Below are 14,898 nucleotides of genomic sequence, written 5' to 3'. Positions count from 1 at the left end.
GGCAATGAAAAATCTATCTATCTCTCTGACATCCATTTTTTTTCTTCTTATTCTATCTCAAAAAGAGGCTTTAAGCCAGGAATTATTCGAAATCAATAATGCGACAATAGAAGAGGAAACTATTGCCCCCATTTATCATTTTGAACATATACCTGATTTTAATTACAATGAGGTAGCCAAGAAGATTCAAGCCATGGATACGGATATGCCTTTTGAATTGAATGAAAGGATCTTCTCCTTCATCAATTACTTTGTGGTAAGAAACAGGGAATATACCAAAATGGTCATTCAGAGGAAGGATGTTTTTTTTCCGATGTTTGAGCAAGCTCTTTTGGACCATGAGATGCCGGAAGATATCAAATATCTTTCCATCATAGAGTCAGGTTTGAATCCTAAAGCCAAATCACGTGTAGGTGCTTTAGGTCTTTGGCAGTTTATGCCTGCCACAGGCAAAATGTATGGATTGGATTACAACAAGGATGTAGACTTGAGAATGGACCCTGAGTTATCCTCTGACGCAGCAGCCAAATACCTCAAGTCTCTTTACAGGATGTTTGGAAATTGGGAATTGGCACTTGCTGCTTACAATTGCGGGCCCGGAAATGTCAGAAAAGCAATCAGAAGATCAGGTGGCAAAAAAACTTTTTGGGGAGTTTATGACTACTTACCCAAAGAGACAAGAAGCTATGTTCCTCAATTTCAAGCGATGATGTATGTCATGCGATATGCTGAGGACCATAACCTCATCTTAGAACAGCCAACCTACCCCATTGCATACGAAAAAATCAAATTCAATCAGGAGTTGGATTTGGAGCAGCTAGCAGCTATTTCGGGAATTTGTATTGAAGACCTCGAGTACCTGAACCCTGCGGTACAAAACAGGATGATTCCTGTTTCAAATCAGTTTATGGCTGTTAATGTGCCCAAATCAAAAGCCGGGTTTATCACCGAAAACAAAGAGGAGTTCTCTGATGCTGTCAGGTTGACCTCCGAGAGATCAGTCGCATTAAGGACAAATTCTATCGCAACTGCCAATATTTCCAAGCCTGCAGCCGCAGCAACAACTAGCCAAGTTCCATCCAATCAGGACAAAATCACTTATGTGGTGAGATCGGGTGATGTTTTGGGAACAATCGCCCAAAAGCATGGAACTACTGTGACCAATATTAAAAATTGGAATAACCTCAGTTCAAATACCATCAAGGTGGGACAGAAACTGGCTATTTATAAAAAAGGGGGTTCGTTTGATTCCAATCTAGCCAATAACAATTCCACTTTGGACAATGCCAACCAATTTTATACTGTTCAGCCGGGCGATTCACTTTGGATAATATCCAAAAAATTCAATGGCGTAACCATTGAGCAGATCAAAAAACTCAACAACCTCAATTCCAATCAAATCAAACCGGGACAAAAATTAAAAATCGGCTAGTCAATTTGGATTGTGAAACTTTTTCCTGGTTATTCTTATTCCTAAATTGAAAACGATAATTTATTTTATTATGGAAAATCTAAAAAAAATAACCTTATCCTTAATTCTGACACTTGCTTCTTTCGCTTTTTGGAGCTGTGAAGATGGTGAAGGATCATCCTCCACCAAACCCAAGGCAAGAGGCGCAATCGGGGAAATTGTATTGGCAATTGATTCTGCAAAGTGGGATGGTCCTGTCGGTGATGCATTGAGGGAAGTATTTCAATCAGATGTGCCGGGATTGATCCGCGGAGAGAGCATGTTTGACATCCGTAAGATTGATCCCAGTGCGATGTCTAGGATATTTAAGACCTCTACCAATATTATTTTTGTGACAACCTTTGATGACAAAAAAATGGGGAGTCAAAATATCAATGCGATATTTACAAAAGAGGCAAAAGAAAAAGCAGCCAATGATCCAAGTCTTTATCTGTTGAGAAGTGAAGACGAATTTGCCCAAGGTCAAGAAGTCATTTACCTGTTTGGTAACAATGAGCCACAACTCGTTGAAAATATATTGAAAAACAAAAACAAACTCCGAAATCTGTTCCAAGTCAGAGAAAGAGAAAGGTTGGAGAAAGTATTGATGAGCCGGAAAAGTTCAGAAGCAAGAGTCGCTTCAGAGAAGTTGGGATTGGCAATTAACGCTCCTGCATCCTATCAGATAGTAAAATCCGAGGATAACTTCCTATGGCTGAGACAGCCAACACCCAATACAAGTAGGGCAGACATCAGCCTGTTTTTTTATGTTACAGATTATAACTCCGAACAGCAGGCTTTTCCGGATTCTATTATAGCTTTGCGCGAAAAAATAACCAAAAAACACATCTTTGGAGACCCAAACAACCAAAATTCCTACCTGACCATCGAAAGGGTAGATCCTTCTCCCCTCTTTAATAATTTCCTGATCAAGGATAATTTTGGGGTAGAAATACGGGGCGGATGGAAGACCAACAATCTCAGCATGGGCGGATCATTTTTGTCTTATGTGATTGTGGATTCCAAGAGAGGAAAGCTTTATTATATAGAGGGATTTGTATACTATCCAAATGAGGCACACCGCGAAGCGATCCGCGAAATAGAAACCATCTTATTGGCTACTGATCTTTTGGATGAAAAAGAAAAGGCTAGCTGATCCTTATTAACAATAAACCTTTATGGCAATTAAAATCAGAAAACAAGACGCTTTAAATTACCATTCACAGGGGAAACCCGGAAAAATCGAAGTAGTACCTACCAAACCTCTTTCCAGCCAATTAGACCTGGCCCTTGCTTATTCCCCAGGCGTCGCTGAGCCTTGCCTAGAGATAGCCGATAATAAAGAAAGCGTTTATAAATATACCGCAAAAGGAAACCTCGTCGCTGTTATTTCAAATGGAACTGCTGTACTTGGATTGGGAAATATCGGCCCTGAAGCATCCAAACCGGTAATGGAAGGAAAAGGTGTCCTTTTTAAAAAATTTGCAGGGATCGATGTCTTCGATATTGAAATCGCTGAAAACGATCCTGACAAACTGATTCACATCATCAAATCCCTTGAGCCGACATTTGGAGGCGTCAACCTTGAAGACATCAAGGCTCCTGAATGCTTTGTGATAGAACAGACACTCAAAAGGGAAATGAACATTCCCGTCATGCATGATGACCAGCACGGGACAGCCATTATTTCCGGTGCGGCATTGTTAAATGCCCTTGAAGTTGTAGACAAAAAAATCGAAGAAATACATTTGGTAGTAAATGGTGCCGGCGCATCAGCCATAGCTTGCACCCGGTTTTACATGGCATTGGGAGTAAACCCGGACAATATTGTCATGTGTGACAGAAAAGGAGTAATCCGGAAGGACAGACCAGATTTAGATGCAACAAAAATAGAGTTTGCCACCTCAAAGGATTTGCACACACTTACTGAAGCCATGACAGGCGCAGATGTATTCCTTGGATTATCTTCTGCAAATTCAGTAAGTCCTGAACAACTATTGCTAATGGCGGACAACCCGATAGTTTTCGCTTTGGCGAATCCTGATCCCGAAATCGCCTATGACCTTGCCATGTCTACAAGAGACGATATCATCATGGCCACAGGAAGATCAGATTATCCCAACCAGGTAAATAACGTACTTGGCTTTCCATACATCTTTAGAGGTGCGCTTGATGTAAGGGCGACCTCTATCAATGAGGAAATGAAGCTTGCTGCATCAAAGGCCATTGCGGCTTTGGCAAAGGAATCTGTTCCTGATATTGTAAACAGGGCTTATGGCGACAATAAAATCACTTTTGGGAAAACCTACCTGATTCCAAAGCCATTGGACCCAAGGCTGATTACTACCATTGCTCCTGCTGTAGCAAAAGCTGCGATGGATTCAGGAGTGGCAAAAAATCTGATTAATGACTGGGAAGCATATAACCTCGAATTGCAGGAGAGAATTGGCATAGACCAAAGACTCATGCTGCGGGTAGTCACCAGAGCCAAAAAAGATCCGAAACGCGTCGTATTCGCAGAGGCAGACAATGTGAAAATTCTCAAAGCCTCCCAATTATTGAGAGATGAGCGTGTGGCAATTCCAATTTTATTGGGGAATAAAGAGAAAATTGACTCTCTGATCGAGGAGCATAACCTGGATCTGACCGGGGTAACGATCATAGATCCCTATATGGATGAGGAAAAACTGAAGCTTTTTGGAAACATTCTTTACGAAAAGAGAAAAAGAAAAGGCCTTACTCCTGCAGAATGCATCAGGTTGATGAAAGACCGAAATTATTATGGGGCCATGATGGTAGAAATGGGTGAGGCAGACGCTTTGATTTCAGGACTTACCAAGGATTATCCCAAAACCATCCTTCCGGCACTACAGGTAATCGGAGTAAAACCTGAGGTAAACAGAGTGGCAGGGATGTATATCATGAATACTTCAAAAGGACCGTTTTTCTTTTCTGACACTACCGTCAATGTAAACCCAACTGCTGATCAGTTGGTAGAAATCGTCGGCCTTACAGCAAGCGGTGTAAGGTTCTTCAATATTGAACCAAGGGTTGCCATGCTTTCTTATTCAAACTTCGGTTCTGCAAAAGGTGAAGTGGCTTCCAAAACAGCCCTTGCCACTGCAATGGCCAAGGCCAAATATCCCGAACTTGTCATTGAAGGTGAAATGCAGGCTAACGTAGCCGTAAATGAAGATATCCAAAAAGAAACTTATCCCTTCAGCGCTCTGATTGGACAAAGAGCCAATACCCTCATATTCCCGGATCTAAGTTCAGGAAACATTGCTTATAAGCTGCTTTCAGAATTGGGAAATGCGGAAGCAATCGGACCGGTACTGTTGGGTATGAACAAACCTGTTCATATATTACAACTTGGAAGTTCAATAAGGGATATCATCAATATGGTAGCTATCGCAGTGGTAGATGCCCAAACCAAGGACTAAAGCATGATTGCATATTTAAAAGGGAGATTAGCCTACAAAGACCCGACATTTGTCATTATCGATATTTCAGGTGTAGGGTATCAGGTAAAGATTTCCCTGCAGACCTATTCACAAATCAAAGATGAGGAGCAAATTATGCTCCTCACTTATTTAAGTATCAAAGAAGATGGGCATACCTTATATGGATTCGGTCAGGAATCAGAAAAAAAACTGTTTCTAAACCTGATTTCCATATCAGGAGTGGGACCGAATACGGCACTCATGATCTTGTCTTCATTAAGTTCGGAGGAACTGGAAAGTGCTATAGTAAATGAAGATGCCCGAACCATCCAAAATGTAAAAGGCGTAGGCACAAAAACAGCACAAAGAATCATCCTTGAATTGAAGGATAAAATCAAAAAAGAGTCATTTTCAGATTCCGTAATACAGACCTCCGCATTTTCAAAAAGTAACAATAAAACAAAAGAAGAGGCGTTACAAGCCTTGCTGACATTAGGGTTTACTAAAGCCGTTGCAGAAAAAAACATTGCAACAGTTTTGAAAAAAACCGGTCCGGAAATTTCTTTGGAAGAATTAATTAAAGCATCTTTAAAAAACCCGTAATCATCAAAAACCCGACTGTCTTTTGTATCCGCAATTTTTTTCAAAAAAAAGCGCAACACCTCTCTTGAAACCAATAGGTCTTCTGATTCTGGTCTATTGCTTATTGATTTTTAGTAATATACAAGCCCAGGAAATCAATGCTGACAGCGTAATAACCCGACCTGACAGTATACAAAGCAGAATTGATTCTTTGAATAAAAGGAGAATGCTCCCCTCTTTTTTGCTTTGGCAGAATATGAGGACAAATCCTCTATACCCAAACCAGAACCCATACCTACCCAGATACTCTCCTTTTTACCAGATGAATCCTGCCCAGCCATCGATTCAGGTAGAGATGGATTCCATTCCAAGATACCGGATCCAGGAAAAAGTTGATTCTACAGAAATTGAACCTGGGGTTTTGTATGATTTTGATGAATTTTCCAAGATTCAGGAATTCCGGGTAAGGCAGGAGTATTGGAGAAGCAGGTCCAAGGGTCTAGATGGGGAAAGCCCTGTAAGTGGTAGAAATCTGATTCCCCCAATTACCACAAGCCCAAGTTTGGACAGAATATTTGGTGGAAATGAGATAAACATTATTCCAACCGGATTTGTAGATCTTGACCTTGGTGCCATTTTTAGAAGAATCGACAACCCCTCCATCCCTGTCAGGCAGCAACAAAACGGGAATTTTAATTTTAACCAACAGATCCAAATGGCCGTCAACGGTACTTTGGGCCAAAAATTGAAAATTGGAGCCAACTTTGACTCCAACAATTCTTTTGACTTCCAAAACCAACTCAAGGCAGAATATACCGGTTTCAAAGAAGACATCATCAAATCCATTGAAATAGGCAACGTCAGTATGCCTGTTCAAAACAGTTTGATTCAGGGAGCCCAAAACCTTTTCGGGGTCAAAACCCAGCTTCAGTTTGGTAAACTTTTTGTGACTAGCGTGGCTTCTACCCAAAGAGGTAGAAGGGATGAACTCGTCATTGAAGCAGGGGGTCAAGGTAGGCAATTTGAGATCCAAGGATCTTCCTATGATGAAAACAGACACTTTTTTCTAGCCCATTTCTTTAGAGACAATTATGAAAGGTGGCTGAGAGGCTTGCCCCAAATACTCTCAGGACTCAATATCACAAGGGTGGAAGTCTATATAATGAACCGTGCCCAAAATACAGAAACGCTGCGGAATTTTACGGCATTCATAGATTTGGGTGAAGGCAGGAGGATATACAAACCCGAAAATCCAAGTATTGGAACAGGAAATCCTGGCGCACCGGCATTCAACCAAGCCAATCTTCTTTTTGATAACCTTAATGGGAATCCTGCATTCAGGCCATTTGATACCGGTTCGGGGGCAATAGAATCCAACCTCGGACTGACACGGGGCATAGACTTCGAACAGGTAAACGGTGCAAGGAAACTCGCTCCGACAGAATATCAGTTCAACAGAGAACTCGGTTACATTTCACTTTCGCGTAGGCTTCAGAATGATGAGGTCTTGGCAGTTTCTTTTGAATACACCTATAATGGTCAGGTCTATAAAGTAGGGGAATTGTCAGAAGACTACCAGAACCGTCCGATCTCAGACCTGATATTTTTGAAAATGCTTAGACCGGCACGGATCAATATCAGGATTCCCACTTGGGATTTGATGATGAAAAACGTCTATAACCTCAATGCCAACCAAATCAAACAGGACGGTTTTCAGCTTCAGGTCATCTATCGTGATGACAGGACAGGCTTGGATAACCCTACTCTTTTGGAAGGTGAAAATGTGAAAAACAGGCCTCTGATCAGACTCACAGGACTTGATAACCTCAACCCCCAAAATGACCCTGCCCCTGACGGAAACTTTGACTTTATACCAGAGATAACCATTTTTCCCGAACGTGGTCTATTGGTGTTCCCTGTATTGGAACCATTTGGTCAGACCCTAAGGGATATTTTTTTACCCAATGAAGCCAATCTTGCCAATAAATATGTCTTTGACACACTCTACCGGACTACGCTTGCCGATGCGGAATTGGTGACCAGGTATGATAAGTTTTTTATTAAAGGAAGACTTACAGCTGGATCTGCTTCTGAAATATTATTGCCGGGCCTCAATATTTCACCGGGATCAGTAATCGTCATGGCCGGAAATATCCCATTGGCTGAAGGGGTGGATTTTACAGTCGATTACAACTTTGGACGGGTCAATATCATCAATGAGGGGATTCTCCAATCCGGAAAAAGGATTTCTATCAGCTTTGAAAAGGCCGACTTGGTGTCTTTCCAGACCAGAAGTCTATTGGGGACTCGGGTGGAATATATTCTCAATGAAAAATTCAATATCGGAGGTACACTTTTGTATTTGAATGAGCGTCCCAATATCACCAGAATTGCCATAGGAAATGAAACCCTCAGGAACAGCATGTGGGGATTGGATGCCAATTTCAGTGATGAGTCAAGGTTCCTGACCAAGCTAGCCGATGCACTTCCCTTTACAGACACCAAAGAAAAATCACTGATCCAGGTCAGCGGTGAATTTGCACAGCTTCTTCCCGGTACATCCAATCAGGTATTGGGCGAACCTACCAACTACATTGATGATTTCGAAACAGCCATTACACCTTATAGCCTTGGAGGCTCAGCGGCACAGACCTGGCATTTGGCTTCGACACCAAAAACAGACAACAACCTTTTTGACTTAAGCGCCATTACAGCTGACAGACTTGGAAATGCCTATAGAAGAGCAAAAGTTGCTTGGTATAATATTGACAACATTTTCTATAGAGAAGGTGGTGCAGATGTCCCTTCCAATATCAACCAAGCTGACCGGATCAACCATTACGTTAGAAGGGTATTGCCTCAGGAAATCTTCCAAAACAGAGACCGTGATGTCATTGTGGTACCTGAACCCCTTTTTGAACTTGCCTATTTTCCAAGTGAAAGGGGAATGTATAATTACAATCCAAACCTGAATTCAGACGGTTTGCTTCCGAATCCAAAGCAAAACTATGGTGGGGTTACCCGGCCGATCACCACAGAGGTGGATTTTGACAGGACCAATATAGAATACCTTGAATTTTGGTTGTTGGATCCGTTTATAGAAGGGGAAAATGGACGGGTTTTGGATGGAAAATTCAATCAGAACAATACCACGGGCGGAAAATTGATATTTAACCTAGGTGAGGTATCAGAAGATGTCATCAGAGATGGCCGCCACGGATTTGAAAACGGACTTCCTGCAGATGGAAATCCCGATAATGCCAATGTCACTGAATGGGGAAAAATCACCCAACAACAATTTTTGATCCCTGCCTTTGACAATTCTCCAGAGTCAAGGGTAAACCAAGATGTGGGTATGGACGGTCTCCGCAATGAGGAAGAAGAAGATTTCTTCAGAACCCGATTCATTGACAGGCTGAACGTCAGTCCCCAAGCCTTGCAAGGTATCAGAAATGACCCTTCTGCGGATAATTTTCAATACTATCTGGACCAGAATTTTGACAACAACGACATCAAAATCCTGGAAAGGTATAAGAAATTCAATGGGATGGATGGGAACACTCCTATTTCCAATAACAGCAACCTGTCTTTTGTCCCCGCCGGGTCTAACCTTCCAGACAATGAAGACCTTAACAATGACAATACCGTCAATGAACTGGAAGCCTACTACGAATACGAAATCGACCTCAGAAAGGGAGAAATGGAAGTTGGTAAAAACTACATTGTAGACAAGGTTACTTCCAGCCAAAGCGGTGACCGGGTAGATTGGTACCTGTTTAGAATTCCCGTGAGGACCCCGGACAGGGTTCAGGGTGAAATCTCAGGATTTAAATCCATCCGCTATATGAGAACCTACCTGACGGATTTTGAGCAGCCGGTAGTCCTCAGGATGGCAAACTTCCGCTTGGTAGCAAGTCAATGGCGGGTATTTTTGGAATCGTTGTATGAAAGGGGATTTTTTGAAATCCCAGAACCTGATAATTCCAATTTCAGTGTGGACGTGGTCAACATCGAAGACAATGGACAGGGAAGTGCCACACAAAGCCCTTATGTATTGCCTCCGGGTATCATCAGAGACCGGGACAACCTTGCTTCTGTAGAAAGGGTGCTCAATGAGCAGTCTATCAGACTGTGTGTGGAAGACCTTCAGGCAAAAGATGCCCGCGCAGTTTTCAAAAACGCCAACTCACTGGACATGGTGCAGTTTGAAAGGATGAAGATGTTTATCCATGCCGATAGCGAAGATGCTCAGGATGGGGAATTAACAGCATTTTTGAGGTTGGGAACAGACTATACAGACAACTATTATGAAATAGAAGTTCCTCTCAACATCACTCCAAAAGGTACCCGTGACCCTCTTCAGATCTGGCCACAGGAAAATGAAATCGACATCGCCATCAATGAAATAGTCGGAGTCAAAATTGAAAGGGACAACAGGCGTGTACCTTTAAACCTTGCCTTTTCGCAAGATATCAGACAATATCGGGTAACTGTAGTGGGCAGGCCTGAACTCAGCCTCGTGCAGGGAATGATGATCGGAATCAGAAATCCGGGAAGTGGCAGCGGTGCTTCCAAGTCGATCTGTATCTGGGCCAATGAATTGAGATTGACAGGTTTCAAACAATCAAGCGGATGGGCCGCCAATGCCCGACTGAATGCACAGATTGCAGATGTCGCTACTGTCTCCACTTCGGTAAGACACAATACTTTTGGGTTTGGAGGCCTAGAGACAAGACTTTCCCAGAGAGCCCAGACTGCCGCTACCCAATATGACATCTCTGCCAATGTCAATGTGCATAAAATCCTTCCTGAAGGATTGAATGTGTCGATTCCGATGTACATCAGTTTTGAAAATGCCACAACAAAGCCCCAATTTGATCCTTTAAACCCTGATGTCCTTTTTGATCTTGCGCTACAAAAATTCCAAAATGATTCGGAAAGGGAAATCTATCGCGATCAGGTATTGGATCAAATGACGAGGAGAAATATTGGCTTTACCAATGTCCGCAAAAACAAAAATCCGAATCAGGAAAAGACCCGGGTCTATGATTTAAGCAATTTCTCCTTCTCCTACGCCCACGGTTCCGTCCGGCAAAGCAACATCAATACGGAAAGCTATCTTTTTGAGACTTACCTCGGAAATGTCGCCTATGTGTACCAGCCAAAGCCGGTTGTTTTGGAACCTTTTAAAAATTCCTCTTGGGCAGGTGGCGAAAAATTCAGCCTGATAAGGGATATGAATTTTAACTTTGTCCCTACCTCCTTTGCGGCACGGGTGGATGTGGACAGGCGTTTTCTCCGAACCCAATACCGAAATGACCAACTGACGATCGACGGCGTAGATCCTTTCTTCCAAAAAAGCTTCTTCATCAACCGTACTTATAACCTCAACTGGGACCTGACCAAAAATCTAAGAGTAGATTACCTGAGTCGGGTAATGGCAGTCGTGGATGAACCGGATGGAGACATTGATTCTGAAGCCAAAAGAGATTCATTGAGAAACAACATCAGGAGTTTTGGAAGGACTACCAATTATAACCACCAATTGAATATCAATTACAAGCTTCCTTTTGATAAAATCGGGGCTTTGGATTGGATAGGTATGGATTATAAATATGCCAGTACTTATTCATGGCTGACCGGTGCGATCGGGCAGCGGGATACTTTGGGAAATGTCATCCAAAACACAAGAGACCAATCCATAGTCGGCAAACTTGACTTTGTCAAACTCTATAACAAAAGTGCCAAATACAAGGCCCTAAATGCACCAAAGCGCCCAAGCATTCCGGGGAGGACGACCGTCAGTGCCGAAGATACCATTGGCACGCCGTTCACGAGAAAAACCATCCAATTCCTCACTATGATCAAGGATATCAACTTTAGGTATTCCGTTGTGGAAGGAACATTCCTGCCAGGATACATGGGAGAGACAGGCCTTCTTGGCTTGGACAGAAGTTTTTTGAACCCAGGTTTTGGTTTTATTTTTGGGGCTCAGGATCCTAATATCCGATTAGGTTTGGCAGACCGCAGCCTCATGGCACCAAGCACTGAGATGACCCAACTCTTCCGGCAAAACCAGACCAAAAATCTTCAAATAACAGGATTGGTAGTACCCTTCAAAGACTTTAATATCACCCTTGAGGCTAAAAAAAGGGAAACCGGGGACTACACAGAAATCTTCAGAAACTCTTCCGATAATCCCGGTGAATTCAATTCCCTGAGTCCAAACCGCTCCGGGGCTTACAGCATCACCTATTCCATCATCAGGACAACTTTGGCCAGAGATGACCAAAATAACAATTCCCCATTGTTTACAGATTTTGAACAAAACCGAAGCATCATCCAGTCAAGACTGAATGCAACTAATCCGGGTGGGGAGTATTCTCTGAATGGTCAGGATGTATTGACACTTTCCTTCCTGTCGGCCTACTCAGGGCGGGATCCAAACACCATTGACCTGAATCCTTTTCCCAAAATTCCGATTCCAAACTGGAGAGTGGATTACAAAGGCCTCAGCCAGATACCGGCGCTAAAAGAGTACTTCTCAAGCATCAGCCTTACCCATGTATATTCATCGACCTATGATGTAAGTAATTTTTCCAACTCACTCCTTTACAGTAAAGGCTTGGAACTATATAACAGCATCAGGAATTTTCCGGGAGCAAACCTCACCAACGAATTCGGTGAATACATACCGGTCTTCATCCTCAATCAGGTCGTCCTTTCAGAGCGCTTTGCACCTTTGATTGGCGTGAATCTATTGACAAAAGACCGACTCAACATCGTCATGGAGTACAACTCGGAAAGGAATTTGGGTTTGAACTTTTCAAATGCCCAGGTTACAGAACAGACAAGCCGGGATTTTGGATTTGACTTGGGATATACAAAAGCTGGGGTAAAAATTCCGTTTAAAATCCAGGGAAGACAGGAAATACTGGAGAATGACCTGCAGTTTAGATTAAGTACCAAAGTGGTCGATACAAGACAAGTCCAGCGCAAAATCGATGAAGGAAGCACAGTGACCAATGGTAACCTGAACATTCAAATCAGGCCAACAATCGGATATATCGTAAGCAAAAGTCTAAACATTACCATCTATTTTGACCGTACAATCAATGATCCGAGGGTCACTACAGCCTTCCGTAGAAGTTCTACAGCCTTTGGTGGACAATTACGATTTAATTTAGCCCAATAGGTTTTTACATTTGTCGAAACCTTGTATTTTTGGACACTTTAAAATTAAGACCGATATGAATTTTCCAAAAGAGCTCAAGTACACCAAAGACCACGAATGGGTCAAAATTGAAAATGACATTGCTGTGATTGGTATTACAGAATTTGCACAGAGAGAACTTGGGGACATCGTCTATGTCGAAGTGGAAACTGTCGGCGAAACCATAGCAGCAGGTGAGGTTTTTGGTACCGTAGAGGCTGTGAAGACCGTATCCGACCTCTTTATGCCTTTGGAAGGTGAAATCATAGAGTTCAATGAAGATCTTGAATCTTCCCCAGAACTTGTAAATGAATCCCCATATGAGTCAGGATGGATGATCAAGGTGAAATTTTCCGGAGATATCCCATCGGATCTATTGTCGTATGAAGAATATTCCGAACTAGTAGGCGGGTAATTCAATACCGAATGGAATTGAACCTGCAGGATATTAGATTGCAGGATTTGAATCCGAAAATATACTTGGGAAAAATTTTACCCCCATCAAAACCGATTGGCTATCAAAAAACGTATATAGATCTGATCCCACCTACCAAAAATTGGAGAAAAATTTAGGCTAAATGGCATATAAATTTTATACAAGGCAATTTCATCTCTTGTAAAAATTAAAATAAATGGCTAAAATTGTTTTCTCTTAATCTGTCAAAAAATTATTAACCTAATAAATTAACAACCATGGAAGCTAAAAAGACGCCACAAGCGGATTTATCCAAAAAAACAGGAATGTTCCTGAATCTTGGATTAGCAGTTAGCGTCGGGTTATGCCTTTTTGCTTTTGAATATAAATCCTATGATGATAGGAATTTGAAAGATCTAGGTAGTGTTACCGATGAATTTGAAGAACTACTCGATATTCCGATCACAGAACAACCACCCCCACCGCCACCGCCGATTGAGCAGCCGGTTATTCAGGAAATTCCAGATGAGGTTGAAATAGAAGAAAAAATCGAGGTTAACTTCGACGTGGATGTTCAGGAAGAAACAGTAATCAAAGAAGTTATCATAGCTGATGCACCTGTGGTGGAAAAAGCAGATGAAATCTTCGACGTTGTTGAAAACTCTCCTGAATTCCCAGGTGGTATGGAAGCTTGGAATGAATACTTGAGGAAAAACCTCAAATATCCTACTCAAGCTAGACGTATGGGTATAGAAGGTACTGTATATGTTGTATTCGTTGTGAACACTGACGGTACTGTGCAGGACGTAGAGCTCCTCAGAGGTATCGGTGGAGGTTGTGATGAAGAAGCCCTCAGGGTAGTCAAAGGAGCACCAAAATGGACTCCGGGCAAGCAAAGAGGTTGCCCTGTAAGGGTTAGGATGAGACTTCCGATCAGATTCAAACTTGGATAAAATACATAAGGGGCTTAAAGCCCCTTATTTTTTTAACATTTTTTAATATTGTAAAATTAGTTAAAATGAAAAAATATTGGCCTGCGATATTTAAATTCATGAACACTAAACTTTACAACCATGGAAACCAAGAAAAATCCTTCTGCAGATTTAAGGCCGAAGAGAGGATATTTCCTCAACATCGGTCTTTGCATCAGTATTTTCATTGCCCTTTTGGCATTTGAATGGAAAACAGCACAGATCAACAACATCATCATCGATGGGCAGGACATCCTTTTTGGGGAGGAAGATATCCCTGAAATCCCTCAGGTATTGCAGCCTCCTCCCCCACCAAAGATCAAAAACCCGGTCATTGAGATTGTCCCGGACGATATCGAAATCAAAGATCTCCCGGACTTCCAGATAGAGGTAGATCCTGAAGATAAAAACCCCGAAGTAACCATTGAAATAGAGCCTGAAAAAGAGATTGCAGATGAAACTGTAGATTTTTCGGAAGTAATGCCACAACCTGTGGGGGGAATGGAAGCTTGGAATAGCTTCCTGTCCAAAAACTTAAAATACCCAACCCAAGCGAGGCGGATGGGGGTCGAGGGAACAGTTTATGTTTCCTTTGTGGTCAACAAACTTGGACAGATTGAGGATGTGGAGCTTGTCAGAGGAATCGGTGCAGGATGTGATGAGGAAGCCTTGCGGGTGATATTAGCAGCTGAGGATTGGTTGCCGGGCAGAAACAGAGGGATTCCTGTAAAAGTAAAGATGCGGGTCCCGATCAGATTCAGGTTACAATAGTATTAGAAAAGGGGCCTTGCCCCTTTTTTTCTGATAATTTTCCTGACTAAATA

8 protein-coding genes are annotated in these 14,898 nt (G+C 42.2%); all 8 read left to right on the top strand.

Annotation, left to right across the window (positions count from 1 at the left end):
* The first annotated feature begins 4 nt into the window (after positions 1-4).
* Positions 5-1,432: a lytic transglycosylase domain-containing protein gene (locus NK987_RS18740; protein ID WP_259265108.1), complete on the top strand. Its 1,428-nt coding sequence runs from the start codon at positions 5-7 to the stop codon at positions 1,430-1,432.
* A 70-nt stretch (positions 1,433-1,502) separates the two neighbouring features.
* Positions 1,503-2,606 carry a DUF4837 family protein gene (locus tag NK987_RS18735; protein WP_259265107.1) on the top strand — a complete coding sequence of 368 codons (1,104 nt, stop codon included), beginning with the start codon at positions 1,503-1,505 and terminating at the stop codon, positions 2,604-2,606.
* A gap of 22 nt (positions 2,607-2,628) precedes the next feature.
* A complete protein-coding gene (locus NK987_RS18730) occupies positions 2,629-4,893 on the top strand; it encodes an NADP-dependent malic enzyme (protein ID WP_259265106.1) in 2,265 nt (754 codons plus the stop codon).
* 3 nt (positions 4,894-4,896) lie between these two features.
* Positions 4,897-5,496 carry a Holliday junction branch migration protein RuvA gene (ruvA, locus tag NK987_RS18725; protein WP_258421300.1) on the top strand — a complete coding sequence of 200 codons (600 nt, stop codon included), beginning with the start codon at positions 4,897-4,899 and terminating at the stop codon, positions 5,494-5,496.
* 301 nt (positions 5,497-5,797) lie between these two features.
* Entirely contained in the window at positions 5,798-12,670 is a 6,873-nt protein-coding gene (sov, locus tag NK987_RS18720; protein ID WP_259265105.1) for a T9SS outer membrane translocon Sov/SprA, read from the top strand.
* 55 nt (positions 12,671-12,725) lie between these two features.
* Positions 12,726-13,103, top strand: coding sequence for a glycine cleavage system protein GcvH (gene gcvH / locus NK987_RS18715; protein WP_259265104.1), 378 nt, complete (start codon positions 12,726-12,728; stop codon positions 13,101-13,103).
* 278 nt (positions 13,104-13,381) lie between these two features.
* Positions 13,382-14,056, top strand: a complete 675-nt coding sequence (locus NK987_RS18710; protein ID WP_259265103.1) for an energy transducer TonB — start codon at positions 13,382-13,384, stop codon at positions 14,054-14,056.
* Positions 14,057-14,176: 120 nt separating this feature from the next.
* Positions 14,177-14,845 carry an energy transducer TonB gene (locus tag NK987_RS18705; RefSeq protein ID WP_259265102.1) on the top strand — a complete coding sequence of 223 codons (669 nt, stop codon included), beginning with the start codon at positions 14,177-14,179 and terminating at the stop codon, positions 14,843-14,845.
* Positions 14,846-14,898: the final 53 nt, after the last annotated feature.

Source organism: Aquiflexum gelatinilyticum, from assembly GCF_024813435.1.
Classification (GTDB): Bacteria; Bacteroidota; Bacteroidia; order Cytophagales; family Cyclobacteriaceae; genus Cognataquiflexum; species Cognataquiflexum gelatinilyticum.
Note: the sequence above shows the minus strand (reverse complement) of the source record. Positions and strands in the feature narration are given on the sequence as shown.

What these genes read in the sequence shown, in the direction of transcription:
- NK987_RS18740 (WP_259265108.1), top strand. Translation starts at nt 5, where the DNA reads ATGAAAAATCTATCTATCTCTCTGACATCCATTTTTTTTCTTCTTATT.
- NK987_RS18735 (WP_259265107.1), top strand. Translation starts at nt 1,503, where the DNA reads ATGGAAAATCTAAAAAAAATAACCTTATCCTTAATTCTGACACTTGCT.
- NK987_RS18730 (WP_259265106.1), top strand. Translation starts at nt 2,629, where the DNA reads ATGGCAATTAAAATCAGAAAACAAGACGCTTTAAATTACCATTCACAG.
- ruvA (WP_258421300.1), top strand. Translation starts at nt 4,897, where the DNA reads ATGATTGCATATTTAAAAGGGAGATTAGCCTACAAAGACCCGACATTT.
- sov (WP_259265105.1), top strand. Translation starts at nt 5,798, where the DNA reads ATGAATCCTGCCCAGCCATCGATTCAGGTAGAGATGGATTCCATTCCA.
- gcvH (WP_259265104.1), top strand. Translation starts at nt 12,726, where the DNA reads ATGAATTTTCCAAAAGAGCTCAAGTACACCAAAGACCACGAATGGGTC.
- NK987_RS18710 (WP_259265103.1), top strand. Translation starts at nt 13,382, where the DNA reads ATGGAAGCTAAAAAGACGCCACAAGCGGATTTATCCAAAAAAACAGGA.
- NK987_RS18705 (WP_259265102.1), top strand. Translation starts at nt 14,177, where the DNA reads ATGGAAACCAAGAAAAATCCTTCTGCAGATTTAAGGCCGAAGAGAGGA.